Origin of the sequence: Ramlibacter cellulosilyticus, from assembly GCF_014297465.1 — a bacterium.
Lineage (GTDB): Bacteria > Pseudomonadota > Gammaproteobacteria > Burkholderiales > Burkholderiaceae_C > Ramlibacter > Ramlibacter cellulosilyticus.
Window position 1 is genome coordinate 24,893 of the sequence record NZ_JACORT010000013.1, and the last position, 23,574, is coordinate 48,466.

The 23,574-nt window shown below is 71.2% G+C and carries 25 protein-coding genes; 15 read left to right on the forward strand and 10 right to left on the reverse strand.

Features of this window, described 5'->3' with window-relative positions; translation table 11 throughout:
- Positions 1-471 carry a molybdenum cofactor biosynthesis protein MoaE gene (locus H8N03_RS23290; RefSeq protein ID WP_435531684.1) on the forward strand — a complete coding sequence of 157 codons (471 nt, stop codon included), beginning with the start codon at positions 1-3 and terminating at the stop codon, positions 469-471.
- A 73-nt stretch (positions 472-544) separates the two neighbouring features.
- Here the strand turns inward: H8N03_RS23290 and H8N03_RS23295 are convergent, their stop codons facing one another.
- Positions 545-1,531, reverse strand: a complete 987-nt coding sequence (locus H8N03_RS23295) for a Bug family tripartite tricarboxylate transporter substrate binding protein (protein ID WP_187078632.1) — start codon at positions 1,529-1,531, stop codon at positions 545-547.
- Between the two features lie 25 nt (positions 1,532-1,556).
- Complete coding sequence (locus H8N03_RS23300; protein WP_187078633.1) at positions 1,557-2,066, reverse strand: MarR family winged helix-turn-helix transcriptional regulator; 510 nt, start codon at positions 2,064-2,066, stop codon at positions 1,557-1,559.
- Between the two features lie 89 nt (positions 2,067-2,155).
- Between H8N03_RS23300 and H8N03_RS23305 the strand changes: the two genes are divergently transcribed.
- A complete protein-coding gene (locus H8N03_RS23305) occupies positions 2,156-3,130 on the forward strand; it encodes a tripartite tricarboxylate transporter substrate binding protein (protein WP_187078634.1) in 975 nt (324 codons plus the stop codon).
- On the forward strand, positions 3,130-4,356 hold the full coding sequence (locus tag H8N03_RS23310) for a flavin-dependent oxidoreductase (protein ID WP_187078720.1): 1,227 nt from the start codon (positions 3,130-3,132) through the stop codon (positions 4,354-4,356). The genes H8N03_RS23305 and H8N03_RS23310 overlap by 1 nt, the downstream gene beginning before the upstream one ends.
- Before the next feature lie 119 nt (positions 4,357-4,475).
- On the opposite strand, the gene H8N03_RS23315 is transcribed toward H8N03_RS23310, so the two are convergent.
- On the reverse strand, positions 4,476-5,045 hold the full coding sequence (locus tag H8N03_RS23315) for a hypothetical protein (protein ID WP_187078635.1): 570 nt from the start codon (positions 5,043-5,045) through the stop codon (positions 4,476-4,478).
- A 99-nt stretch (positions 5,046-5,144) separates the two neighbouring features.
- Between H8N03_RS23315 and clpB the strand changes: the two genes are divergently transcribed.
- From clpB to H8N03_RS23335, 4 genes are all read left to right on the forward strand, one after another.
- Positions 5,145-7,769 carry an ATP-dependent chaperone ClpB gene (clpB, locus tag H8N03_RS23320; protein WP_187078636.1) on the forward strand — a complete coding sequence of 875 codons (2,625 nt, stop codon included), beginning with the start codon at positions 5,145-5,147 and terminating at the stop codon, positions 7,767-7,769.
- Positions 7,770-7,831: 62 nt separating this feature from the next.
- Positions 7,832-8,137 carry a hypothetical protein gene (locus tag H8N03_RS23325; protein WP_187078637.1) on the forward strand — a complete coding sequence of 102 codons (306 nt, stop codon included), beginning with the start codon at positions 7,832-7,834 and terminating at the stop codon, positions 8,135-8,137.
- A 173-nt stretch (positions 8,138-8,310) separates the two neighbouring features.
- Positions 8,311-8,988 carry a response regulator transcription factor gene (locus H8N03_RS23330; RefSeq protein WP_187078721.1) on the forward strand — a complete coding sequence of 226 codons (678 nt, stop codon included), beginning with the start codon at positions 8,311-8,313 and terminating at the stop codon, positions 8,986-8,988.
- Positions 8,989-8,992: 4 nt separating this feature from the next.
- Complete coding sequence (locus H8N03_RS23335; RefSeq protein WP_354005169.1) at positions 8,993-10,318, forward strand: NAD(P)/FAD-dependent oxidoreductase; 1,326 nt, start codon at positions 8,993-8,995, stop codon at positions 10,316-10,318.
- Here H8N03_RS23335 and H8N03_RS23340 read toward each other — a convergent pair.
- Positions 10,315-10,830, reverse strand: coding sequence for a MarR family winged helix-turn-helix transcriptional regulator (locus H8N03_RS23340; protein ID WP_187078638.1), 516 nt, complete (start codon positions 10,828-10,830; stop codon positions 10,315-10,317). The genes H8N03_RS23335 and H8N03_RS23340 overlap by 4 nt on opposite strands.
- Positions 10,831-10,931: 101 nt before the next feature.
- Between H8N03_RS23340 and H8N03_RS23345 the strand changes: the two genes are divergently transcribed.
- Both H8N03_RS23345 and H8N03_RS23350 read left to right on the forward strand, forming a co-directional pair.
- Complete coding sequence (locus H8N03_RS23345) at positions 10,932-12,107, forward strand: 4-hydroxybenzoate 3-monooxygenase (protein WP_187078723.1); 1,176 nt, start codon at positions 10,932-10,934, stop codon at positions 12,105-12,107.
- A 16-nt stretch (positions 12,108-12,123) separates the two neighbouring features.
- Positions 12,124-13,122 (forward strand): Bug family tripartite tricarboxylate transporter substrate binding protein, encoded by a 999-nt coding sequence (locus H8N03_RS23350; RefSeq protein WP_187078639.1) that lies wholly within the window; start codon positions 12,124-12,126, stop codon positions 13,120-13,122.
- On the opposite strand, the gene H8N03_RS23355 is transcribed toward H8N03_RS23350, so the two are convergent.
- Complete coding sequence (locus H8N03_RS23355; protein ID WP_187078640.1) at positions 13,109-13,309, reverse strand: DUF3079 domain-containing protein; 201 nt, start codon at positions 13,307-13,309, stop codon at positions 13,109-13,111. The genes H8N03_RS23350 and H8N03_RS23355 overlap by 14 nt on opposite strands.
- A gap of 117 nt (positions 13,310-13,426) precedes the next feature.
- Here H8N03_RS23355 and H8N03_RS23360 point away from each other — a divergent pair, with 117 nt between their 5' ends.
- Positions 13,427-13,564 (forward strand): DUF3096 domain-containing protein, encoded by a 138-nt coding sequence (locus H8N03_RS23360; RefSeq protein ID WP_187078641.1) that lies wholly within the window; start codon positions 13,427-13,429, stop codon positions 13,562-13,564.
- On the opposite strand, the gene H8N03_RS23365 is transcribed toward H8N03_RS23360, so the two are convergent.
- Positions 13,561-14,340, reverse strand: coding sequence for an SDR family oxidoreductase (locus H8N03_RS23365; protein ID WP_187078642.1), 780 nt, complete (start codon positions 14,338-14,340; stop codon positions 13,561-13,563). The two genes, H8N03_RS23360 and H8N03_RS23365, sit on opposite strands and share 4 nt — an antisense overlap.
- A 270-nt stretch (positions 14,341-14,610) precedes the next feature.
- On the opposite strand from H8N03_RS23365, the gene H8N03_RS23370 reads away from it, so the two are divergent.
- Together H8N03_RS23370 and H8N03_RS23375 are read left to right on the forward strand one after the other, a co-directional pair.
- The gene (locus H8N03_RS23370; RefSeq protein ID WP_187078643.1) at positions 14,611-15,039 is read left to right on the forward strand and encodes a hypothetical protein; all 429 of its coding nucleotides are present in this window, start codon (positions 14,611-14,613) and stop codon (positions 15,037-15,039) included.
- A gap of 84 nt (positions 15,040-15,123) precedes the next feature.
- Positions 15,124-17,124, forward strand: coding sequence for a S9 family peptidase (locus H8N03_RS23375; protein ID WP_187078644.1), 2,001 nt, complete (start codon positions 15,124-15,126; stop codon positions 17,122-17,124).
- 2 nt (positions 17,125-17,126) lie between these two features.
- Here the strand turns inward: H8N03_RS23375 and H8N03_RS26070 are convergent, their stop codons facing one another.
- Both H8N03_RS26070 and H8N03_RS26075 read right to left on the reverse strand, forming a co-directional pair.
- Entirely contained in the window at positions 17,127-17,606 is a 480-nt protein-coding gene (locus tag H8N03_RS26070) for an NUDIX hydrolase (protein WP_354005170.1), read from the reverse strand.
- Positions 17,603-18,442 (reverse strand): AraC family transcriptional regulator, encoded by an 840-nt coding sequence (locus H8N03_RS26075; RefSeq protein ID WP_222623126.1) that lies wholly within the window; start codon positions 18,440-18,442, stop codon positions 17,603-17,605. Before H8N03_RS26075 ends, H8N03_RS26070 begins: the two co-directional genes overlap by 4 nt.
- A gap of 71 nt (positions 18,443-18,513) precedes the next feature.
- On the opposite strand from H8N03_RS26075, the gene H8N03_RS23385 reads away from it, so the two are divergent.
- From H8N03_RS23385 to H8N03_RS23395, 3 genes are read left to right on the forward strand one after another with little or no spacing between them, the layout of a single operon-like run.
- On the forward strand, positions 18,514-19,746 hold the full coding sequence (locus tag H8N03_RS23385; protein WP_187078645.1) for an MFS transporter: 1,233 nt from the start codon (positions 18,514-18,516) through the stop codon (positions 19,744-19,746).
- Between the two features lie 49 nt (positions 19,747-19,795).
- Entirely contained in the window at positions 19,796-21,427 is a 1,632-nt protein-coding gene (locus H8N03_RS23390; RefSeq protein ID WP_187078646.1) for an ExeA family protein, read from the forward strand.
- A 7-nt stretch (positions 21,428-21,434) separates the two neighbouring features.
- The gene (locus H8N03_RS23395) at positions 21,435-22,091 is read left to right on the forward strand and encodes a general secretion pathway protein GspB (protein ID WP_187078647.1); all 657 of its coding nucleotides are present in this window, start codon (positions 21,435-21,437) and stop codon (positions 22,089-22,091) included.
- A 1-nt stretch (position 22,092) separates the two neighbouring features.
- Here the strand turns inward: H8N03_RS23395 and H8N03_RS23400 are convergent, their stop codons facing one another.
- Together H8N03_RS23400 and H8N03_RS23405 are read right to left on the reverse strand one after the other, a co-directional pair.
- Positions 22,093-22,665 carry a DUF6064 family protein gene (locus H8N03_RS23400; RefSeq protein ID WP_187078648.1) on the reverse strand — a complete coding sequence of 191 codons (573 nt, stop codon included), beginning with the start codon at positions 22,663-22,665 and terminating at the stop codon, positions 22,093-22,095.
- On the reverse strand, positions 22,665-23,552 hold the full coding sequence (locus H8N03_RS23405) for an aldo/keto reductase (protein WP_187078649.1): 888 nt from the start codon (positions 23,550-23,552) through the stop codon (positions 22,665-22,667). The genes H8N03_RS23400 and H8N03_RS23405 overlap by 1 nt, the downstream gene beginning before the upstream one ends.
- Positions 23,553-23,574 lie beyond the last annotated feature (22 nt).

Here is a 23,574-nt window from a genome sequence, read left to right on the forward strand (position 1 = left end):
ATGGCCCGCGTCTCCATCCAGACCGAGGATTTCGACGTCGCCGCCGAGATCGCCGCGCTGCGCGCCGGCGACGGCGGTGTCGGCGCGGTGTGCAGCTTCATCGGCACCGTGAGGGACCGCAGCGACGGCAGCGCCGTCACCGCCATGGAGCTGGAGCACTATCCCGGCATGACGGAGAAGGCGATCGAGCACATGATCGACGAGGCGCTGCGCCGCTTCGACATCCGCGGCGTGCGCGTGATCCATCGCGTGGGTCCGTTGAAGGTCGAGGACCAGATCGTGCTGGTCGCCGTCACCTCCGCCCACCGCGGCGAAAGCTTCCAGGCCTGCGAGTTCCTGATGGACTACCTGAAGACGCAGGCGCCGTTTTGGAAGAAGGAAAGCACGCCGGAAGGCGAGCGGTGGGTGGACGCCCGCGTCGCCGACGATGCTGCGCTTCGCCGCTGGGGCATCGACAGCGCGAATTCGTAGGCTGGGTTGCGCGCCAGCGCACCCCAGCTTCGCGGCGCTCGCCTGATCGCTGGGGTGGCTTCGCCAACCCAGCCTACTTCGGCGTGAACCCGCTCGCCTTGATGATCCTGTCCCACGTCGCCGTATAGCTCGTCACGCGCTTCGCGAACGCGGCCTGCGGCTGGTATGCCACCGCCAGGCCCATCGCGGCCAGGTGCTCGCGCACGTCCGGCATCGCGATCACTTTCGCGAGCGCCTGGTTGAAGCGCTCCACCACGGCGGGCGGCGTGCCCGCGGGCGCGAAGAAGCCGTAGTAAGGCAGTTCCTCGAGGCCGGCGACGCCCAGTTCGGCGAAGGTGGGCACGTCGGGCAGGATGGCCTGGCGCTTGTCGCCGATCACGGCCACGATGCGCAGCCGGCCGGCCTTGTGGTTCTCGATGAAGTCGGGAACGGACGCCACGCCGGCCTTGATCTGGTTGCCGAGCATGTCGGCCATCATGGGCGCGCCGCCGCGGTAGGGCGCCGCCTGCAGGTCCAGCTTGTACCGGGCGGCGACCATGCCGACCAGGAACTCGGGGATGGACGCGGGCGCCGGCACGCCGATCGTGTCCTTGCCGCCGGAGGTCTGCACGTGGCGGACGTACTCGGCCACCGACTTCGCCGGCGTGCCGCCGGAGACGGCCAGGGCGTTGGCGAAGGTGGCGAAGCCCGAGACGGGCACGAAGTCCACCGCAGGATCGAAGCCGGGGTTCTTCGTCACGAGCGGCAGGATCGAGATCGAGTGGTCGTGGCTGAGGAAGAGGGTGTTGCCGTCCGGCGCCGCCGCCTTGAGCGCCTGCGCCGCGATCTGGCCTCCCGCGCCCGCGCGGTTTTCCACCACCACCGGCGCGCCGAGCTGGTCCTTCAGCTTCTCGGCGAGCGTGCGCGCGATCGCGTCGGTGCCGCCGCCGGGCGGGAAGCCGACCAGGATGCGCACCGGGGCGCCCGATTGGGCCTGCGCAAGGCCGGCGGCAAGGGTGAACAGGCCGGCCAGCGCGAGGCGGCGCAGCGGGCGGAAGCGGGAGGTGTCGTTGTCGGGCATCCGGCGAGCATACCGGAGCGTCGCGTCACGCCACCTGACGCGTGGCTGGCGCGGGCGGCGGCACGAACGCGGCGCGCGCCTCGTCCTCGAGCCCGCCGGTGAGCAGCTGCAGCAGCTCCAGCAGCTGGTCCTGCTGCTCGCGATTGAGCGGCGCCATGAGGCGCCGGTACGCGCGCTCTGCAGGCTTCTGCGCCTGCTGCAGGATGCGCTCGCCCTCGCGCGTGAGCGTCACCGACACGTTGCGGCGGTTGTCCTCGGCCGGCCCGCGCGCCACGAAGCCGCGCGCCTGCAGGCCGCGCAGCACGCGCAGCACCGTCACCTTGTCGAAGCCGAGCGCGCGCGCGAGGGTCGACTGGCCGAGGCCCGGATGCGCCTGCAGCACCGTGAGCACGCCGAACTGGGCAGGCGTGAGGCCGAGGTCCTTGCAGGCGTCCTCGAAGACGGCGGCCGAGATCTGGTGCGCGCGGCGCAGCAGGAAGCCGGGGCGGGCATACAGCCGGGACAGGCTGACGGGGGTCTTCTGCGGGGCTGGCAAAGGCGGGGTCCTTGGGGTATGCGCCGATTGTGCCTCGTCCCGCGCCGCGCATACTCGTTAGCATGCCAACTCGCAAGCCCCGCAACGCAATGAACCTGCTTGTCCGTGCGGCGACAGCCGCCCTTGCCCTGTGCAGCCTCGCCGCCTTCGCGCAGGCGCCCCAGCCCGCGGCCGCGGGCGTCCCGCTCAAGCTCATCGTGCCGTTCACGCCCGGCACGGGCATCGACATCGTGGCGCGCACCGTCGGGCCGCGCCTGAGCCAGCGGCTCGGCCGCCCCGTCGTCGTGGAAAACCGCGCGGGCGCCTCGGGCAACATCGGCACCGAGGCGGTGGTGCGCGCCCCCGCCGACGGCAGCACGCTGCTCGTGAGCGTGAACACGCTCGTGATGAACAGGAGCCTGTATCCGCAACTGCCCTTCGACCCGGTGAAGGACCTCGTCCCGGTGTCGCTCACCAGCTGGGGGCAGCTGATCCTGGTGGCGCCGCCCAGCACCGGCTTCAAGACGGCCGCAGACCTGGTCGCCGCAGCGAAGGCGAAGCCGGGCAAGCTGAACTACGCGAGCCCCGGCGTCGGCACGCCGCACCACATGTCCATGGAGCTGTTCAAGCAGACCGCGGGCGTGTTCCTCACCCACATCCCGTACCGCGGCACGGCGCAGGCCGTCACCGACCTGCTGGGCGGCCAGGTCGATGCGATGTTCCTGCCCATCCACGTGGCGCTGCCGCACGTGAAGGCCGGCAAGCTGGTGGCGCTCGGCATCGGCAGCGACAAGCGCCATGCGCTCCTGCCGGAGCTGCCCACGCTGAAGGAAGCGCATGCGGGCGACGTGAACGTCGACATGTGGTACGGCATCTTCGCGCCGCCCGGCACGCCGGCCGACCAGGTGCAGAAGCTGAACCACGAGCTGCGCGACATCCTCGGCACCGCGGAAGTGCGCACCGCGTTCCAGACGCAGGGCATGGACCCGGCGACCAGCTCGCCCGACGAGTTCCGGCGCCTCGTCGCGCGCGACGCGGACCGCTGGGCGGGCGTCGTGAAGCGCGCGGGCATCAAGGCCGAATGATGCGCATTGCCATCGTCGGGGGCGGCATCGGCGGCCTGGCGCTCGCGCTCGGCCTGCACCAGCGCGGCATCGCGTGCGACGTGTACGAGCAGGCCCCGGAAGTGCGCGAGCTGGGCGTCGGCATCACGCTGCTGCCGCATGCGATGCGCGAGCTGGCGAAGCTGGGCCTGCAGCCACAGCTGGAGCCGCTGGGCATCGAGAACCTGGAAAGCGTCTTCTTCAACCGCTGGGGGCAGTTCATCTACCGCGAGCCGCGTGGCCGCCACGCGGGCTACGAGGTGCCCGAGCTCGGCATGCACCGCGGCAAGCTGCACGGCGTGATGTACCAGGCCGCCCTGCAGCGGCTGGGCACGGGGCGCATCCATCTCGACCACCGGCTGGTCGGCCTGCAGCAGGAGCAGCAGCAGGTCACGCTGGCCTTCCAGGACCGCGAGGGCCGCTTGCGCCCCGCCGTGGATGCCGACATCGTGATCGCCTGCGACGGCGTGAACTCCGCGGTGCGCCGCCAGTTCTATCCCGACGAGAAGCCGGCCTTCGCAGGCATCAACACCTGGCGCGGCGTGACGGTGCACGAGCCCATCCTCACCGGCAAGAGCTACCTGCGCATCGGCTCCATCGACACCGGGAAGATGGTGATCTATCCCATCATCGACGACGTCGACGGACAGGGCCGCCAGTTGATCAACTGGGTCGCGGAGATCCGCGCGGCGGACATGGGCATGAACGAATGGAACCAGCCGGGCCGGCTGCAGGACTTCCGGCCCGTGTACCAGGACTGGAAGTTCGACTGGCTCGACGTGCCTGCACTGATCACCGGCGCGAACGAGATCCTCGAGTACCCGATGGTCGACAAGGACCCGGTGCCGCGCTGGACCTTCGGCCGCGTCACCTTCCTCGGCGACGCGGCGCACCCGATGTATCCGCGCGGCTCCAACGGGAGCGCGCAGGCGTTGCTCGACGCGGCGACGCTCTCCGGCCTGCTGGCCGCGGGCGGCGATCCCCTCGCGGCGCTGCAGGCGTACGAGGCGCAGCGCCTGCCCGCGACGGCGAAGGTGGTGGAGACCAACCGCACGGTGCCGCCGGACTTCATCATCATGAAGGCGGACGAACTCAGTGGCGGCAAGCCCTTCCCGGGCACCATCGACGACCTCGTGAGCCAGGAGGAACTGCGGCGGATCTCGGACGACTACAAGACGGTCGCCGGCTTCGCGCTGGAGAAGAAATGATGCGGGGAACGCTGGGGTGCACTTCGTGCAACCCAGCCTACGCGCCTCGCACGCGAAAGGGTTGATTCACGGCGCATCGTAGGCTGGGTTGCGCCGCAGGCGCACCCCAGCTGGCAGCCTCAATTCAGGTACCGCGGCTTCGCCCCGTCGTCGTCCTGCGCCGGCTCCGGCGCCGCGAGTGGCACGAAGGGCTCCCGCCATTGCGACTGCAGCAGCGCCTGGTCCAGCAGGTGCATCAGCCCCTGCATCAGCTTGGGCTGCATCTCCATCTGGAAGCTGCGCGGCTTGGCGTCGCCGTGGGGCGGGCGCTCGTTGAAGTTCAGGCGCAGCGGCCCGCTCGCCAGCGGCGTGGCGTCGACGTCGGTCACCAGCAGCGGGTCCTCGCCGAGCGGCAGCCGGTGCTGCCCTTCCTTGTAGGGCGTGTCGAAGTCCGCGTGCTGGAGGAACTCCTCCTTGCGGAATTCGGCGAGCATCTTCTTCAGCTCCGGGTTGGCACCCGACAGCGACGCGCCGGCGGATTCCAGCTTGAGCAGGTGCTCGGTCAGCAGCTTCGAGAGCAGCGGCCACAACCCGACCATGAGCCGGCGGGTCAGCCACATCCGCATCTCCTCGCCTTCGACGGTGTTGATGCGCATGAGGATGCGGTCCTGCTCGGGCAGGTAGGTGACCGACATCTGGTGGATCTGCATCATTTGATTCTAGTCACCCCGGCTGGGCTGGAACGCGTCCTACAGTCGGACCTTGAAAAGTACCGGGCTCGACCTATCTGGGCCGTAACGGAGTATTTCATGCGACTCGACAAGCTCACGACCAAATTCCAGGAGGCCCTGGCCGACGCCCAGAGCCTGGCGCTGGCCAACGACCACGCCTACATCGAGCCGGCCCACCTGCTCGTGGCCATGCTGCGGCAGGAGGACGGGCCGCGCGCGCTGCTGCAGCGCGCCGGCACCAACGTGCCGGGGCTGCTCGCCGCCGCCGAAGGCGCCATGCACAAGCTGCCGCAGGTGCAGGGGCAGGAGCAGGTCCAGATCGGCCGCGACCTCGCCGCGCTGCTGCAGCAGACGGAGAAGGAGGCGCTCAAGCGCAACGACCAGTTCTTCGCCAGCGAGCTGTTCCTGCTCGCGGTGGCCGAGACCAAGCAGGACATCGGCCGCATCGCCCGCGAGAACGGGCTCACCCGCAAGTCGCTGGAAGCGGCGATCGACGCCGTGCGTGGAGGCCAGAACGTGGACAACCCCGAAGCCGAAGGCCAGCGCGAGTCGCTGAAGAAGTACACCCTCGACCTCACCGAGCGCGCCCGCCAGGGCAAGCTCGACCCCGTGATCGGCCGCGACGAGGAGATCCGCCGCGCGATCCAGGTCCTGCAGCGCCGCACCAAGAACAACCCCGTGCTGATCGGCGAGCCCGGCGTGGGCAAGACCGCCATCGTCGAAGGCCTGGCGCAGCGCATCGTGGCGGGCGAGGTGCCGGAAACGCTCAAGGACAAGCGCGTGCTGTCGCTGGACATGGCGGCGCTGCTCGCCGGCGCCAAGTACCGCGGCGAGTTCGAGGAGCGCCTGAAGTCCGTGCTGAACGAGCTCGCCAAGGACGAAGGCAAGACCATCGTCTTCATCGACGAACTGCACACGATGGTGGGCGCGGGCAAGGCCGAAGGTGCCATGGACGCGGGCAACATGCTCAAGCCGGCGCTCGCGCGCGGCGAGCTGCACTGCGTCGGCGCGACCACCCTGGACGAATACCGCAAGTACATCGAGAAGGACGCCGCGCTGGAGCGCCGCTTCCAGAAGATCCTCGTGGGCGAGCCGAGCGTGGAGGCCACCATCGCCATCCTGCGCGGCCTGCAGGAGAAGTACGAGGCGCACCACGGCGTGGACATCACGGACCCCGCCATCGTGGCCGCCGCGGAGCTCTCGCACCGCTACATCACGGACCGCTTCCTGCCGGACAAGGCCATCGACCTGATCGACGAGGCCGCTTCCAAGATCAAGATCGAGATCGACTCCAAGCCGGAAGCCATCGACCGCCTCGACCGCCGCATGATCCAGCTGCAGATCGAGCGCGAGGCGATGAAGAAGGAGAAGGACGAGGCTTCGCAGAAGCGCCTGGGCCTGATCAACGACGAGATCGTCCGCCTGCAGAAGGAGATCTCCGACCTCGAGGAAGTGTGGAAGTCCGAGAAGGCCGCCGCGCAAGGCAGCGCCCAGATCCGCGAGGAGATGGAGAAGGTCAAGTTCCAGATCGAGGAGTTCAAGCGCAAGGGCGACTTCAACAAGGTCGCCGAGCTGCAGTACGGCAAGCTGCCCACGCTCGAGAAGCAGCTGAAGGAAGCGCAGGCCGCCGAGACCGCCAAGGGCAAGAGCGGCAAGCCGCAGCTGCTGCGCACGCAGGTCGGCGCGGAGGAAATCGCCGAGGTCGTGGCGCGCGCCACGGGCATCCCCGTGTCCAAGCTGATGCAGGGCGAGCGCGAGAAGCTGCTGCTGATGGAAGGCAAGCTGCACGAGCGCGTGGTCGGCCAGGACGAGGCGATCGCCGCGGTGGCCAACGCCATCCGCCGCTCGCGCTCCGGCCTCTCCGACCCGAACCGGCCGACGGGCTCCTTCCTGTTCCTGGGCCCGACGGGCGTGGGCAAGACGGAGCTGTGCAAGGCGCTGGCGAACTTCCTGTTCGACAGCGAGGAGCACCTGATCCGCGTCGACATGAGCGAGTTCATGGAGAAGCACTCGGTGGCCCGCCTGATCGGCGCGCCGCCCGGCTACGTGGGCTACGAGGAGGGCGGTTACCTCACGGAAGCCGTGCGCCGCAAGCCCTACAGCGTGATCCTGCTCGACGAGGTCGAGAAGGCGCACCACGACGTGTTCAACGTGCTGCTGCAGGTGCTCGACGACGGGCGCCTCACCGACGGCCAGGGCCGCACCGTGGACTTCAAGAACACGGTGATCGTCATGACCTCCAACATCGGATCGCACATGATCCAGGCGATGGTGGGCAAGCCCTACGAGGACGTGAAGGACGCGGTGTGGGACGAGCTGAAGAACCACTTCCGCCCCGAGTTCCTGAACCGCATCGACGAGACGGTGGTGTTCCACGGACTCGACGCGCAGCACATCGCGCAGATCGCGAAGATCCAGCTGCGGGTGCTGGAGCAGCGCCTCGCGAAGATGGACCTGCACCTGCAGGTGTCGCCGGCGGCGCTGGAAGAACTGGCGAAGGTGGGCTTCGACCCGGTGTTCGGCGCGCGGCCGCTCAAGCGGGCGATCCAGCAGCGCATCGAGAACCCGCTGTCGCGGCTGATCCTCGAAGGGCGCTTCCCGCCCAAGAGCACCATCCCGGTGGAAGTCGACCCGGTGCGCGAGCCCGGCGTCTTCCACTTCGGCGAGCGCGAAGGCTCGCCCCGCGAAGCGGCCACCGCCTGAGGTCGCGGGCCGGGAAAGCCGGGGCCGGGCCCCGGCTTTTCCCTGCCCTTACCATCTCCTCCATGCCCCTGATCCTTTCCTTCCTCCTCCGGGCCGTGCTGGTCCTCGCGGGCCTCGTCTTCGTCGCGAGCCTCTTCGCCGTGTTCGTGCTGCTGCTCGCGCTGTGGTCGGTGCGGGCGCTGTGGGCGCGGCTGACGGGCCGGCCGGTGCATCCCTTCGGCATGCGCTTCGGGCCGCGCCAGGGCTTCGAGGAGATGATGCGCCGGGCCAGTGGAGCCGCGAGCCGCACGCCGCGCGCGGACGCCGCCGCGGGCTCGCCGCGCGTGCGCCTGGGCGACGTCACGGACGTCGAACCGCGCCAGCCCTGAGGCGCGCCTTTCCTGCCTCGCGCAAAGGGGCGACACAATGCGTGATCTTCCTACCGTGCTGTAGGCGCAAGACTACGTGACCGATCAACGCGACGTCTCTTAATGTCTCTGTCGGGGCCGTGAAGGCCCGGGAGGCACAGGAGACGGCCGTGAAGCTGCAACGCCTTGCCGCGATCGAGCACACCGGGGCACCGCCCCAGGGGCCCTGGGCCGCGCGTGTCATCCGCGTGGGCATCGCCGACGACCATCCCATCACGCGCACGGCGCTGCGCTGCTACCTCGACGAGCAGGACGGCATCCGCGTCATCGCGGAGGCTGCGTCCGGCCGCGAGGCGATCGACCTGGTGCGCACGCAGGCCGTCGACGTGCTGCTGCTGGACCTGGACATGCCGGGGCAGAGCGGCATCGACGCGCTCACCATGATCAAGGCCAAGGCCGAACACGTGGGCGTGATCGTGCTCTCCGGCTATCCCGAACACCAGTACGCCGTGCCGCTGATCCGCAATGGCGCCAGCGGGTACCTGAACAAGGCCTGCGAGCCGACCGAGATCATCGACGCGATCCGGCGCGTGGCGCAGGGCGGGCGCTACATCACGCCGGTGGTCGCCGAACTGCTCGCGACGCAGGTGATCACGCCGACGCCGGGCGGGCTGCACGAGCAGCTCTCCGCGCGCGAGCTGCAGGTGTTCCTGAAGCTCGCGCAGGGCTGCACGGCGGGCGAGGTCGCGGCCGAACTGTCGCTCAGCGCGAAGACCGTCAGCACCTACCGCGCGCGCCTGATGCGCAAGCTCGATGCGCGCTCCAACAGCGACCTCACGTACTACGCCCTCAAGCATCGTTTGCTAGACTGAGCGCGTGACGGACAAGAACAAGAAGCCGCGCATCGTCATCATCGGTTGCGGGTTCGGCGGGCTGGAGGCGGCCCGCGCCCTCGAACGCGCCGACGTCGACATCACCGTGGTCGATCGCACCAACCACCACCTGTTCCAGCCCTTGCTGTACCAGGTGGCGACGGCGGGACTGTCGGCGCCCGCCATCGCCGCGCCGGTGCGGCACCTCTTTCGCCGCCAGGCCAACGTGACGACGCTGCTCGGCGAGGTCGCCGACATCGATCCCGCCGCGCGCACGGTGCGCCTCGCCGACGGCGGCACGCTGCCCTACGACCACCTCATCGTCGCCGCCGGCGCCACGCACAGCTACTTCGGGCGCGACGACTGGGCGCGCTTCGCGCCGGGGCTCAAGACCCTCGCCGACGCGTTCGAGATCCGCCGCCGCGTGCTGTTCGCCTTCGAAGCCGCGGAGAAGGAGGAAGACCCGGCGGCGCGCGCCGCCTGGCTGACCTTCGTGGTGATCGGCGCCGGCCCCACGGGCGTGGAGATGGCGGGCACGCTGGCGGAGATCGCGCGCCACACCTTGCCCGGCGAGTTCCGCCACATCGATCCCGCGGGCGCGCGCATCCTGCTGCTGGAAGGCAGCCCGCGCGTGCTGCAGGCGATGCCCGAAGCACTGAGCGCGTCCGCGCAGAAGCAGCTGGAGCGCCTGGGCGTGGAGGTGCGCACCGCCTCGCGCGTGACGGCGATCGATGAAGCCGGCCTGGAGGTGCAGCCGCCCGAAGGCGCGGCGTACCGCCTCCCGAGCCGCTGCGTCGTCTGGGCCGCGGGCGTCGCGGCCTCGCCGCTCGGGCGCCAGCTCGCGGCCGCGACCGGCGCCACGGCGGACCGCGCCGGGCGCGTGCAGGTGGAGCCCGACCTCAGCCTGCCCGGCCACCCGGAGATCAGCGTCATCGGCGACCTCGCCGCGGCCCGCAGCTACCTCGCGGGGCACGAGCCGCGGCCCGTGCCCGGCGTGTCGCCCGCGGCCAAGCAGATGGGCCGCACGGCGGCCGCGAACATCCTGCGGCGGCTGCGCGGCGAGGCGACGCAGCCTTTCCGCTACCGCGACTACGGCAACCTCGCGACCATCGGCCGCAATTCGGCGGTGGTGGACTTGTGGACGCCGTGGCGCCGCATCGAGTTCAGCGGCTGGTTCGCGTGGGTCTTCTGGCTGTTCGCCCATATCTACTTCCTGATCGGCTTCCGCAACCGGATCGTCGTGCTGATCGACTGGGCGTCCGCGTACTGGAGCTCGCAGCGCTACGCGCGCGTGGTGACCGGCATCGCGCCCGGCACCACGGACAACTAGCGACCGCGCAGGCGCCGCGCGCCGCCGTGGCGGCGGTCCGCCTTCTCCGCCACCGGCTTGCCGGCGGCGATCCGCTCCGCGTTCGCCGTGAGCTTGTCCAGCGCCGCTTCGAAGGCTTCGAGTTCCGCGGGAGAGAGCACGGACAGCACTTCGCCGTTGAAGTGCACCGACTGCGGGAACAGTTCGTCGTACAGGCGCCGGCCTTCTTCCGTGAGGTCCACTTCCGCGCGGCGGCGGTCCTCCAGGTCCGCCACGCGCCGGATCAGGCGCTTCTCCGCCAGCTCGGTGATGTGGCGCGAGGTCCGCGGCCGCTCCAGGTGCGCGCGCTGGGAGAGTTCCGAGGGCGACATCGCGCCATGCGCCGCGAGCAGGGCGATCAGCCGCCACTCGCGCCGCGTGATGCCGTAGCGGCCCTCGCACAGGCGGATCACCATCGCCCCGCTTGCCGCGAAGAGGCGGCTCAGGCGGTAGTTCAGCAGGTCGTCGACGGTGCGCGGGCGGTCCAGGGACATCGGCTCGGATAGTTGTATAGATGAATTATCGGGTCGGCTCCTAGACTGGACGGCATCCTTTGAAGCCCCACCCGATGTCGACTTTCCCATCCTCTTCCGCCCTGCGCACGCAGGTCGGCATCATCGGCGCCGGCCCTTCGGGCCTGATGCTGGCGCAGATCCTGCACCTGCAGGGCATCGAATCCGTCGTGCTCGAGCGCTCCAGCCAGGAGCACGTGCGCGCGCGCCTGCGCGCCGGCGTGCTGGAGCAGGGCACGGTGGAAATGATGCGCGAGTTCGGTGTCGGCGAACGGGTCTCCACCGTCGGCCTGAAGCAGCGCGCGATCGACTTCCGCTTCCACGGCGAGTCGCACCCGATCGACTTCGAGCGCGAGTGCGGCCGCAACACCTGGGTGTATCCGCAGCACGAAGTCGTCACCGACCTGATGGCCGCCCGCGAGCGCAGCGGGCAGCCGGTGCTCTACGAGGCGCCCGTCACGCGCATCGAGGGACTCGAAGGCAAGCGGCCCGTGATCCACTTCGAGCACCGCGGCGAGTCCGTCCGGCTCGAGTGCGACTACGTCGCCGGCTGCGACGGCTTCCGCGGCGTGAGCCGGTCCGCCATTCCCGCGGACAAGCTGAAGGTGTACGACCGCATCTATCCCTTCGGCTGGCTGGGCATCCTGGCCGAGGCGAAACCGGCCATCGAGGACATCACCTGGGGCTGCCACGAGGACGGCTTCGCGATGATGAGCATCCGCTCGCCGAGCGTCACGCGCCTGTACCTCCAGTGCGAGCCCGACGAGACCCCGGACGCCTGGTCCGACGACCGCATCTGGTCCGAACTGCACAAGCGCCTCGACGTGCCCGGGCTGCCGCCGGTCAACGAAGGCCGCATCACGCAGAAGGGCGTCACCGCCATGCGCAGCTTCCTCTCGGAGCCCATGCAGCACGGCCGCCTGTTCCTCGCCGGCGACGCCGCCCACATCGTCCCGCCCACGGGCGCGAAGGGCCTCAACTCCGCGCTGGCGGACGTGAAGGTGCTGGGACGCGCGCTCACCGAGCACTACCGGCACGGCAAGGGCGAATGGCTGGAGCGCTATTCGGACATCTGCCTCAAGCGCATGTGGCTGGTGCAGCGCTTCTCCGCCGGCCTCTGCACGATGGTGCACCAGTTCCCCGGCGAGAACCCCTTCGTGCGCAGACTGCAGCGCGCCGACCTCGAGTACATGACGACCACCGTCCCCGGGCGGCTGGAGTTTTCCGAGAACTTCACCGGGCTGCCCGTCGCGGCCTGAGCACAGGAGAGAGAACATGGATCCCCGCTCCCTTCCCGCACGCCGGCGTTTCCTCGCGCAGGCCGGCGCCGCCGCCGCCACCACCTTCGCCTGGAGCGGCTTGCACGCGCAGGGCGACACCTGGCCGTCGCGCCCGATCAGGATCGTGTGCAACTTCCCCGCGGGCAGCTCGCCCGACGCGCTGGTGCGCGCCGTCTCGCAGCCGCTGCAGCAGGCGCTCGGCCAGCCGGTGGTCATCGACAACCGGGCGGGCGCGAGCGGCATCATCGGCGCGGAAGTCGTGGCCAAGTCGCCGGCGGACGGCTACACGCTGCTGATGACGGCGGGCAGCACGATCACGACGAACCCGCATGTCTTCGCGAAGATGCCGTTCGACCCGGCGAAGGACCTCGCGCCGGTGGCCGCGCTCGCGCGCCTGAACCTGTTCCTCGTCACGCGCGGCGACCTGCCGGTGAAGAACGTGCGCGAGTTCCTCGCCTACCTGAAGAAGAACCCGGGCAAGCTCACGTACGGGTCGGCCGGCAATGCCACCGGCCTGCACCTCGCGGGCGAGATGCTCAAGAGCCAGGCCGGCGTGTTCGCGGTGCACGTGCCTTACCGGGGCGCGTCGCTGGCGCTGCAGGACCTGCTGGGCGGCGCCATCGACTTCTATTTCGACCCGGGCATCGCGCTGCAGCACGTGAAGGCGGGCAAGCTGAAGATGCTGGCCATCGCGGCGCCGCAGCGCTCGCCCTTGTATCCCGACGTGCCGACGCTCGACGAGGCGGGGCTGAAGGGATTCGACGCGGGCACGACGCACGGCCTCTACGCACCCGAGGGCGTACCGGCCGCGATCATCGAGCGGCTCAATCGCGAGGTGAATGCCGCGCTGGCGCAGCCGGCGGTGAGGGCCCAGATCTCGGCGCTCGCGGCCGATCCTTCACCGCTCACGCCGGCGCAGTTCGACGCCCTGATGCGCGAGGACAGCCGCCGCTACGGTGCCGTGATCAAGGCGCGCCACATCACGGCGTCGTGACGGCCGGGTCGGCGGGACGCAGGGGGTCCAGGCCTTCGCGCTCCCACCCTTCCCCGAAAGTCTCGATGGGATGCTGGGTGCGCTCGGTGCCGTTGCCGCAGATCATCTGGTCCGCCGCGCAATAGCGGTCGCAACCCCAGCAGGTGCGCTCGGGGTGGGCCGGATGGATCGGAAACTTCTTGGCCATGGATCCATTCTGGAAACCCGCCGGCGCCATGGTTTTGCGTTCGGTCAAATGCAGTGGACGGCCCCCGCGCCGCACCGCGCGATCGCATACTCGGCCTCTCGCATCCCGGGAGCGACCATGCCCTACCTGCAGCACATCGGACCCGTCACGGCCCTCGTCGCCGGCATCCTGATCCTGATCATGCCCAGGCTGCTGAACTACATCATCGCGATCTACCTGATCGTGATCGGCCTCGTCGGCCTCTTCGGCCGCTAGGTCTTCGTGCCCATGTGGTGGGCGTAGAGCTTCTGCATGCCGCCCAGCCAGCGGTCGTAGTCCTGCGCCTTGGCGAGGAAGTACTGCTGCACCTCCGGGTGGGGCAGGGCGAGGAAGCGCTCCTCGCGCATCGTCTGCACGACGACTTCCGCCACCTGCTCGGGCGTGAGCACGCCGTTGATGCCGGCCGAGCCGGTGCCGTCGCGCGTCATGTCCGTCTGCACGGACTGGGGGCACAGGCAGGAGACGCGCACGCCCTTGCGTCCGTAGGCGATGCGCAGCCACTCCGCGATGGCGACCGCCGCGTGCTTCGTCACGCCATACGGCGCCGTCTCGACGATGTTCAGGAGTCCGGCGGCGGAAGCGGTGACGAGGAAGTAGCCTTCGCCGCGCGCCACCATCTCCGGCACGACCGCGCGCGCGGCCCACACGTGGGCCATGCCGTGGATCTTCCACATGCTGTCCCAGAGGGCGTCCTCCAGCTCCATGCCGCCCATCTGTCCGAGGATGCCGGCGTTGGAGATGTAGGCGTCGATGCGGCCGAAGCGCTCGCGCGCCTTCGCCACCAGGGCCTGGATCTCGGTCTCGCGGCTCACGTCGCAGCGCACGGCCATCGCCTGCGCACCGATCGCCTCGGCCACGCCCTGCGCACGCTCCAGGTTCACGTCGGCCACCACGACGCCCTGCGCGCCCTCGCGCGCGAAGCGTTGCGCCAGGCCCGCGCCGATGCCGCTCGCGGCGCCCGTCACCACCACCACCTTGTCCCTGATTTCCATGTGACCTCCGAGATGTGGCGCCGAGTATCGGACCTCCGCGGGCGGGCGCCAGCCCCGCAGGCGACATGCCGCTGCCGTTCCGCGCGCACGCGGCGTCCGAGCTCGCTGCGACGCGCGAGCTCAGGCAGTGGCCGCCGTCGCGCGCGGCGCCAAGGGGGGCGCCTGCACCCGGCGGGTACGCGCTCCGACAGCAGCGCGGCCCGGGCGTCCTACACGGTCGGGCTGCCGGCTTGGCGATCATCCTTTCCAGACAAACACGGAGAGATGGCCATGACCGCCATTGCACAAGACGACATCTGGCAAGAACAAGTGGATGACCCCGAGGTCCGCATCGACGGCCGCATCCGTCCGGACATCGAAGACGCGTACTGGCAGAGCGTCTACTGGGCCCAGCCCTACTACCGGGCGGGCCTGTCTTACGACGACTACGCCGCCGCGTACTGCGCCGGCTATATCGGCTACGCCCAGTACGGCGGCCGGTACGAAGACGCCGAGAAGTCGCTCTGCGCGAACTGGATCCGCATCAAGGGCGACTCGCGCCTGAGCGTCGAGGACGCGCTGCTGGCGATCCGCGCCGCCTGGGACCACGCCGCCATGGCGCCGGCCGAGCTCGAGGAGGACCTCGAGGAGCTCGTGCCTTCGGAGTTCATCGCCGCCCGCAGCGGAGCGGCGCAGCAGCCGGCCTACGCCGCAGCCTGACGGAACGCCTGTGCGGCCGTGCGCCGCACAGGCATCGCCGCGGTCCTACAGGCCGGGTCGGGCGCGCGCCGCAACATGGTGCGCATGACGCAGCCGTTCACCGTCCAGGACCTCTATCTCCACCAGGTCGTCAAGGAACTCGATGCCAGCGCGGATGGCGCGCAGGTCGCGTGCACCTTGCGTTCCGTGGACCGCGAGCAGGACGACTATGTCTCCTGCATCTGGTCGGTCCCCGCCGACGGCAGCGCCCCGCGCCAGCTGACCCGCGGCCCGGGCCAGGACCAGGCCCCGCGGTGGTCGCCCCAGGGCGATCGCCTCGCGTTCATCTCCAGCCGCGGGGGATCGCCCCGCGTCCACCTGCTGCCCAGGGACGGCGGCGAGGCGGTGGCCATCGGCCAGCTGCCCGGCGCGGTCTCGGACCTGCGCTGGCTTCCCGACGGCCGGGCCCTCATCGTGTCGGCGGCCGTTCCCGTCGATCCCGACTGGCGCGGTGAGCGGCCGGCGGGGCGCCAGCCGAAGCAGCGCAAGGTGCAGCCGCAGGTCGCGTGGAAGCTGCCGTACAAGAGCGACGGCATGGGCTACATGCTCGCGCGCGAGATCCACCTGTTCCGCCTCGACGCGCAGAGCGGCGAGCACCGCCAGCTCACGGATGGCGCTTTCGACGTGCTCGCCTGCGGTATCTCCGCGGACGGCCGGCAGCTCGCGTACACGCGCACGCGCGAAGGCCGCTTCGCGCACCGCTCCGACCTCTGGACCAGCGACATCGAAGGCCGCCAGCCGCGCCAGCGCACGCACGAATTCGCGACCGTGATGAGCCCGCTCTGGTCGCCCAACGGCCGCTGGATCGCGTTCTCCGCCACGCGCGCCGAGGGCGATGCACAGACCAGCCTGTACCTGCTGGAAGAGGCCACGGGCAAGGTCCGCCGCCTCGGCGACGCGGACCTGCAGGTCGCCGACCCCGCGTCCGTGCACTGGACGGGGGACGCGCGCGGCCTCGTGTTCGTGCGCCAGGTGCGGGGCCGCCACCAGGTGGTGCGCATCGCCGTCGATACCGGCAAGCTCGACGTGCTGGTGGAAGGCAACCGGCAACTCGGCGCGTTCGCGCCTGCCGGCGACGTCCTCGTCTACGCGGTCGACCATCCTTCGCAACCGAGCGAGGTGCACGCCTGCACGCCGGGGCAGGGCGAGCGGCAGCTGAGCGACTTCAACCCCTGGTGGAAGGAGCGCACGCCCATCCTCGTGGAAACCTGGGAGTTCGACGTGCCGGACGGCCGCGGCGGCCGCGAGAAGATCGAAGGCTGGCTGCTGCGCCGCGAAGGCGCGAGCGGCCCGCTGCCGCTGCTCAACGACGTGCATGGCGGCCCGGCCGCCTATGCGCTGCTCGATTTCGACACCAACGTCTACTGGCAGGTGCTGTGCTCGCAGGGCTGGGCCGTGCTCGCGCTCAACGCGGTGGGCTCGGCGAGCTACGGGCGCGAGTTCTGCGACCGCCTCATGGGCCACTGGGGCGAGTACGACCTGCCGCAGCACCTCGCGGCCTTGAAGCAGCTGCGCGACGAAGGCGTGTGCGACGAGCGCATCGCCGTCGCCGGCAAGTCCTATGGCGGCTACCTGAGCGCGTGGGCGATCGGGAAGAGCGAGACCTTCCGTGCCGCCGTGGTCATGGCGCCGGTGGGCAACATCGAGACGCACTACGGCACCTCCGACGGCGGCTACTACGCCGACCCCTACTACATGGGCACGGAGGAACGCTTCGACCGCAAGTTGGCGAAGGAGCTGTCGCCGATGGCGCACGTGGAGAAGGCGACCACCCCCACGCTCTTCCTCCAGGGCGCGGAGGACGAGCGCTGCCCCAAGTGCCAGTCCGAGGAGCTGTTCGTGAGCCTGATGCGCGCGGGCGACACGCCGGCGGAACTGGTGATCTACCCCGACGAAAACCACACCTTCCTGGGGGAAGGCAGGCCCTCGGTGCGCGAGGACGCGGCGCAGCGCATCATCGACTGGGTGGGCGAGCACACGAGCCGGGCGCCCGCGCCGCACCGCCAGCAGCAGGACACGCAGGCCACGCAGGGCGAAGGCGGCTGACCTCAGGGCGGCAGCGCGCCGCCCTGCAGCCACTGCTCCAGGCTGTCGATGAAGGGCGCCTGCCCGGCGATGAGCTTGCGCCGGGCCTCCTCCAGCCCGAACCACGCGACGCGGTCCACTTCGGGAAAGGATTGCAGGCGACCCGAGCGCGGCGGCCACTCCATCTCGAAAGGGTTGCTCACGAGCCGCGCGGGATCGGCGTCGCCCTCGAAGGCCCAGGCCATGATGCGCTTGCCGCTCTTCTGCCGCAGCTCGCCGAGCGGCACGAAGGGCGGGCCGCTGGCGAAGCCGGTCTCCTCCAGGAATTCGCGCTGCGCCGCGGCGAGCGCGTCCTCGCCGGGCCCGATCTCGCCCTTGGGCAGCGTCCACGCCGCCTCGTCACGGCGCGACCAGAAGGGGCCGCCGGGATGCGCGAGCAGCACTTCGGTGCCGCGCGCGGCCCGGCGGAACATCAGCAGGCCGGCGCTGCGAATCGTGCTCACGCGGCCAGTGTAGGGCCGTTCCGCGGCTGGAAGCGGCTGGGCGGCTGGCCCATCGCCGCCTTGAACATCGCGGTGAAGGCGCTCTCGCTGGCGTAGCCGCTCGCGAACGCCACCTGCGACACGGACACGCCGCGCGCGAGCAGCGGCAGCGCGTGCGCCAGCACCGCCTGCTGCCGCCACTGCTGGTAGCTCGTGCCCAGCTGCTCGCGGAAGAGGCGCGCCATCGTGCGCTCGCTCGCGCCCACGTCGGCAGCCCACTGCGCCAGCGTCGCGCGTTCCGCGGGGGCGCGCAGCACGGCTTCGCACAGGGCGCGCAGGCGCTTGTCGCCGGTCTCGGCGGGCGGCAGCGGCACGCCGAGGCCGTGCGTGTCCGCGGCCTGCAGTTCGTCGAGCAGCAGCGCGGTGAGCAGCGTCTCGCGCGGGCGGGCGAGTTGCGGTTCGTCCAGCGCCTGCACCAGCTCGCGCAGCAGCGGCGACACCACCAGCACCCGGCAGCCGTTCCAGCCGGCAGGAGCGACCGACGCGTCGACGTACAGGGTGCGGAACTGCGCGGCCTGCAGCACGTGCACGGAGTGCAGCGCGTCGGGCGCGATCCAGACCGCGCGCGAAGGCGGCACGATGTAGGTCACCTCGCCGCTGGCGCTGCCCGGGTCGGCGGCCCCCACCTGCAGGATGCCGCTCGCGCAGTACGCCACCTGCGCCCACGCGTGGCGGTGCGGCTCGAAGTGCGCGTCGGCGGCGAGGGCGCGCGAGCGCACGCGCACCGGCCGGCTGCGCGTGGGCCGGAAGCGCACGGCGTCGGCGTTGGGAACGACGGAAAGGCGGCTGCGTGGCATTGGCCGATTTTCGCCGAATCCTGTCTTTCCGTCGCATTCCGGAAACGCCGCCGGGCCCGTACGATCCGCCCATGCGTTCCGCCACCGCCCTGAACGGGCCCGTCCCCCTGCGCCGCGACGCCGGCGTGATCGGCCTCGTGGGCCTTGCCCACCTCGTGAGCCACTTCAGCCAGCTGCTGCTGCCCCCGCTGTTCCCCTGGCTCAAGGACGCCCTGCACGCGAGCTACATCGAGCTCGGCTTCCTGATGACGATCTTCTTCGTCGTCTCGTGCGCGGTGCAGACGACCTCCGGCTTCCTCGTCGACCGCTTCGGCCCGCGGCCTGTGCTGTTCGCGGGCCTGGCGCTGGTGGCCGCCGCGGCGTTCGGTTTCGCGGCGAGCCCGAACTACTGGTCCATGGCCTTCTTCACGATCGTGGCCGGCCTGGGCAACGGGGTGTTCCACCCCGTCGACTACACCTTGCTGAACCGCAAGGTGAGCGCGCCGCGCCTGGGCCACGCGTACAGCGTGCACGGCCTCACGGGCAGCCTGGGCTGGGCGGCCGCGCCGGCGCTGGTCGTTCCTCTGGCGATCGCCTTCCACTGGCGCGTGGCGCTGGCCGTGGCTGGCTGCGTCGCGCTGGTGGTGCTGGTCGTGCTCTGGTTCCAGCGCGCGACGCTGGACCTGGCACCGACGGCGCGTCCCGCCGCGCAAGCGTCCGCAGGCGACGACACCTTCGGCTTCCTGCGCATCCCCGCCGTGTGGATGTGCTTCGCCTTCTTCTTCGTCTACGCCGTGGTGCTGAGCGTGGTGCAGGCCTTCGCGCCGGAAGCGGCGCGCCAGCTGCACCAGGTGCCGGTGGCGATGGCCGCCGCCTGCCTCACGGTGTACATGGTGTGCAGCGCCGGGGGCATGGTGGCGGGCGGCTTCCTCGCGACCGACCCGGCCCGCTGCGAACGCGTGTTCGGCGCCGGCTTCGCGGTGGCGGCCGCGATCGCGCTGGCGGTGGGCTTCGCGCCCGTTCCGGGCGTGCTGGTCCCCGTGCTGTTCGGCGCCATGGGCTTCGCCGCGGGCCTGGCGGCGCCGTCGCGCGACATGCTCGTGAAACGTTCCACGCCGGAGAATGCCAGCGGCCGCGTGTACGGCGTGGTCTATTCCGGGCTGGACATCGGCCAGGCCGCCGCGCCGCTGGTGTTCGGCGCCATGATGGACCGCCACAACTGGCAGGGCGTGTGGCTGGGGCTGGTCCTGATGCAGACGCTCCTGATCGCCAGCGCCTTCAACGTGCGCCGGGTCCGGCGCACGGCGCTGGCCCCCGCCACCTGAGGGCCGGACCCGAGGCGCGCGGTTACATCCGCGCGCTATCCTTCGTCCCATGTACGCCGCGTATTTCGGGCTGAAGCAGGAGCCGTTCTCGATCGCGCCGGACCCGCGCCTGCTGTTCATGAGCGAACAGCACCGCGAAGCGCTGGCGCACCTGCTGTACGGGGTGCAGGGGGGCGGCGGCTTCGTGCTGCTCACGGGCGAGATCGGCACCGGCAAGACCACCGTGTGCCGCTCCTTCCTGGAGCAGGTGCCGGAGCACGTCAACCTCGCCTACATCTTCAACCCCAAGCTCACCGTCCTGGAACTGCTGGAGACGGTCTGCCACGAGTTCGGGGTACCGGTGTCGCTGCCCGCGCAGCGCGCCGCGACGGTGAAGGACTTCATCGACCCGCTCAACGCCTTCCTGCTGCGCGCGCACGCCGAGGGTCGCAACAACGTGCTCGTGATCGACGAGGCGCAGAACCTCGCGCCCGAGGTGCTGGAGCAGCTGCGGCTGCTGACCAACCTGGAGACCAGCGAGCGCAAGCTGCTGCAGGTGATCCTGATCGGGCAGCCCGAGTTGCGCGAGATGCTCGCGCGCCCGGAGCTGGAGCAGCTGGCGCAGCGGGTGATCGCGCGCTACCACCTGCAGGCGCTGTCGCGCGAAGAGAGCGAGCAGTACGTGCGCCACCGGCTGGAAGTCTGCGGCCTGCAGCGGCCGCTGCCGTTCGACCGCGGCGCGCTCAAGCTCGTCCACGCGGCTTCGGGCGGCGTGCCGCGGCGGATCAACCTGCTGTGCGACCGCGCGCTCCTGGGCGCCTATGCCAACGGCGAAGGGCAGGTGACGCGCGGCATCGTCCGGGAGGCGGCCGCCGAAGTCTTCCCCAAGGTGCCGCGTGCACGCCAGGGCGGCTGGCCGCGCACCGTGCTGGCCGCCGGCGCGGGCCTCGCCGTCGGCGCGGGCCTGCTCGCCGCCGTTACGCGCGTCACGGAGCCGCCGTCGCTGTCGCACCTGTCGCTCACCGTCACCCCGCGGCTGTCCGCGACGCCCGCCGCCGCGATGCCGCCGGCCGCGCCCTTGCGCGTCGCCGCGACCGCGCCGGCGCGTCCCCCGACCTTGCACCATGACGAGAACGCGGCGTGGCGCGAACTGGCCGGGGCCTGGAAAGTCGCGCTCCCGGAAGGCACGGGCAACCCGTGCAGCGCCTTCGCGCGCGAGCAGGTCCACTGCTTCGAGAAGAACCTGAGCCTTGCCGTCATCCGGCAGCTGGGGCGGCCGGGCATCGTCACGCTCGACGCGGACACCGGCCGGCCCTCGTACGCGCTGCTCGTGGGGCTGAACGAGCAGTCCGCCACCTTGCAGGCCGCGGGCACCGAGCAGACGGTCACGCTGGCCGCGCTCGCGCAGCGCTGGCAGGGCGACTTCGCCACCTTGTGGCGTGCCCCCGAGGGCTACCGCGACACGCCGCGCGACGGACAGGGCGGCGCCGCCGTCGACTGGGTGGCGGCGCAGCTCGCCAGCGCCCAAGGCACGCCCGCGCCCAGGCGGCCCGCGCGGCTCGATGCGAAGCTGCGCGACGACGTGCGCGCGTTCCAGGTGGCGCAAGGCCTGCCGGCGGACGGCCGGCCGGGGCCGCTCACCTACATGCAATTGAACCGTGCCGCCGGCGTCGAAGAACCGCGCCTGCGCGCCCAGCCCTGAGAACCGCATGTCCTACATCCTCGATGCCCTGCGTCGCGCCGATGCCGAGCGCGAGCGCGACCCGGCCCGCGGCATCCACGCGCAGCCCGCGGCCGGCGCGCCGGTGCTCTCGCGTGCACGCGTGCCGGGCTGGGCCTGGCCCGCGGGCGGGTTCCTCGTGCTCGCCGCGGCGGGGGTCGTGGCCTGGCTGCGGCCCGCGTCGCCCGAACCGCCCCTGGTTCCGGCCGTGGCCGCGGTGCGACCGTCGCCGGCTGCCGTGGTCCCCGTCGCTGCTGCCGCCGTCATGCCGCCGCCTCCGCCCGCCCTTCCGGAGCCCGCGCGCCCGGCGCCGGGGCCCATCGCGTTGAAGGTGCCGGCCGCTGCGCCGGTGGCCGCCAAGGCGCCCGTCGCTGCTGCGTCCCCGCCGGCCCCCGCGGCAAGCGCTGCCACCGCGGAGCGCATCTACAACGTGGCCGAACTGCCGCCCGACGTGCAGGGCCAGTTGCCCAAGCTCGCCATCAGCGGCGGCGTGCACTCCGACAACGCCGCGCAGCGCATGCTGATCGTGGCGGGGCAGGTCGTGAACGAAGGCGCGGAGCTCGCGCCGGGCGTGGTGCTGGAGCAGATCCGGCCGCGCACGGCGGTGCTGCGCTTCCGCGGGTATCGCTACAGCGTCGGCTTCTGAGTCAGCCGACCAGCCAGCGCGTCGCGGCCCCGAGCAGCAGCGCGAGCACCGGGACGAGCGCCAGCACCGCGCGCCAGCCGCGCGGCAAGGCGCGCAGGGACAGCAGCACGCCCACCGTCGCCAGCGCCGTCGGGTCCGGCAGGAAGCCGAAGGTTTCCGCTTCGCCCGGGGCATGGCCTGCCAGCGGCGCGAGCAGCGGGTAGAGCTGCGCGATCGCCAGCAGCGGGATGCCGACCCGGGAGGACGGCGACGAACCGCGAACCGCGAGACTTGCGGCGAGGAGCAGCAGTGCCTGCGCTCCCGCCGCGATCGCCAGCGAGGGCGCCGCGATGAAGATCTCGGCATACCAGCGCGCGAGGAAGCTCCAGGCCACCCAGGCCCAGGCGGCGGCAAGGATCACCAGCGCGGCGCGCCCGCGGCCGCGCAGCACCATCCAGGGCAGGGCGAGCGAGGCCGCCACGCCCAGCAACTGCGCGGGCCACCACGCCGCGTTCGCGCGCGCCACGAGGCGCCAGTACGCCTGCGGCGAGAACATCAGGAAGTCCGACAGCCCGTAGGTGCCCCACTCGGGCATCACAGGCCCGCCACGTGGGCGGCCATGCGCCGGCGCATCGCCTCGTCGGGCATGGGGCCGCTCGCGGCCGCGAGGTTCTCGCGGACGTGGTCGACGCGGCGCGTGGCGGGAATCGCGCAGGTCACGGCCGGGTGGCTCACGATGAACTTCAGCGCGAACTGCGCCCAGCTCGCGCAGCCGATCTCCGCCGCCCAGGGCGGCAGCGGATGCCGCTGCAGCCGGCGCAGCAGCTCGCCTTCCTGGAAGGGCCGGTTCGCCAGCACCGCGATGCCGCGCTCGGCGGCGAGCGGCAACAGGCGCTGCTCCGCCTCGCGGTCCACGACGTTGTACGTGAACTGCACGAAGTCCAGCTTGTGGCCGCGCATCACCTGCTCGAACTCGCGGTGGCGCCGCCCTTCGGACGTCGTGATGCCCACGTAACGCAGCTGCCCGCGGTCTTTCATCGCCTGCAGCAGCGGCAGCTGCTTCTCCCAGGCGAGCAGGTTGTGCACCTGCAGCAGGTCGAAGCGGGGCAGCTGCCAGAGGCGCCGCGACGCCTCCACCTGGGCGACCCCGTCCCCGCCGGTCCAGACCTTGTCGGCCGAGAAGACCTGCCCCTGGGCCCCCAGGGAACGCAGCGCCTCGCCCACCACGCCTTGCGAGGAACCGTACATGGGCGAGGAGTCGACCAGCCGCCCGCCCGCGGCGAAGAAAGCGCGCATCACCTGGGCGCACTGCGCGCGGGCGGGCGGGTCGTTGCCGACGTTGAAGGTGATCCACGTGCCCAGCCCCACGCGCGGGATCGCCTCGCCCGTGGCCGGGATGGTTCGCGTGAGGGGCGCGGGCTGCGCACCCGCGGGCGCGGCGAGCGCCAGCGCCGCGCCCTGCAGGAGTGTTCGCCGCTTCATGCGGCGCACGTTAGCATGCGTG

What these genes read in the sequence shown, in the direction of transcription:
- H8N03_RS23405 (WP_187078649.1), bottom strand. Translation starts at nt 23,552, where the DNA reads ATGAAGCGGCGAACACTCCTGCAGGGCGCGGCGCTGGCGCTCGCCGCG.
- H8N03_RS23315 (WP_187078635.1), bottom strand. Translation starts at nt 5,045, where the DNA reads ATGCAGATCCACCAGATGTCGGTCACCTACCTGCCCGAGCAGGACCGC.
- H8N03_RS23325 (WP_187078637.1), top strand. Translation starts at nt 7,832, where the DNA reads ATGCCCCTGATCCTTTCCTTCCTCCTCCGGGCCGTGCTGGTCCTCGCG.
- H8N03_RS23355 (WP_187078640.1), bottom strand. Translation starts at nt 13,309, where the DNA reads ATGGCCAAGAAGTTTCCGATCCATCCGGCCCACCCCGAGCGCACCTGC.
- H8N03_RS23385 (WP_187078645.1), top strand. Translation starts at nt 18,514, where the DNA reads ATGCGTTCCGCCACCGCCCTGAACGGGCCCGTCCCCCTGCGCCGCGAC.
- H8N03_RS23310 (WP_187078720.1), top strand. Translation starts at nt 3,130, where the DNA reads ATGCGCATTGCCATCGTCGGGGGCGGCATCGGCGGCCTGGCGCTCGCG.
- clpB (WP_187078636.1), top strand. Translation starts at nt 5,145, where the DNA reads ATGCGACTCGACAAGCTCACGACCAAATTCCAGGAGGCCCTGGCCGAC.
- H8N03_RS23350 (WP_187078639.1), top strand. Translation starts at nt 12,124, where the DNA reads ATGGATCCCCGCTCCCTTCCCGCACGCCGGCGTTTCCTCGCGCAGGCC.
- H8N03_RS26075 (WP_222623126.1), bottom strand. Translation starts at nt 18,442, where the DNA reads ATGCCACGCAGCCGCCTTTCCGTCGTTCCCAACGCCGACGCCGTGCGC.
- H8N03_RS23400 (WP_187078648.1), bottom strand. Translation starts at nt 22,665, where the DNA reads ATGCCCGAGTGGGGCACCTACGGGCTGTCGGACTTCCTGATGTTCTCG.
- H8N03_RS23370 (WP_187078643.1), top strand. Translation starts at nt 14,611, where the DNA reads ATGACCGCCATTGCACAAGACGACATCTGGCAAGAACAAGTGGATGAC.
- H8N03_RS23305 (WP_187078634.1), top strand. Translation starts at nt 2,156, where the DNA reads ATGAACCTGCTTGTCCGTGCGGCGACAGCCGCCCTTGCCCTGTGCAGC.
- H8N03_RS23395 (WP_187078647.1), top strand. Translation starts at nt 21,435, where the DNA reads ATGTCCTACATCCTCGATGCCCTGCGTCGCGCCGATGCCGAGCGCGAG.
- H8N03_RS23295 (WP_187078632.1), bottom strand. Translation starts at nt 1,531, where the DNA reads ATGCCCGACAACGACACCTCCCGCTTCCGCCCGCTGCGCCGCCTCGCG.
- H8N03_RS23360 (WP_187078641.1), top strand. Translation starts at nt 13,427, where the DNA reads ATGCCCTACCTGCAGCACATCGGACCCGTCACGGCCCTCGTCGCCGGC.
- H8N03_RS23375 (WP_187078644.1), top strand. Translation starts at nt 15,124, where the DNA reads ATGACGCAGCCGTTCACCGTCCAGGACCTCTATCTCCACCAGGTCGTC.
- H8N03_RS23365 (WP_187078642.1), bottom strand. Translation starts at nt 14,340, where the DNA reads ATGGAAATCAGGGACAAGGTGGTGGTGGTGACGGGCGCCGCGAGCGGC.
- H8N03_RS23390 (WP_187078646.1), top strand. Translation starts at nt 19,796, where the DNA reads ATGTACGCCGCGTATTTCGGGCTGAAGCAGGAGCCGTTCTCGATCGCG.
- H8N03_RS23340 (WP_187078638.1), bottom strand. Translation starts at nt 10,830, where the DNA reads ATGTCCCTGGACCGCCCGCGCACCGTCGACGACCTGCTGAACTACCGC.
- H8N03_RS23290 (WP_435531684.1), top strand. Translation starts at nt 1, where the DNA reads ATGGCCCGCGTCTCCATCCAGACCGAGGATTTCGACGTCGCCGCCGAG.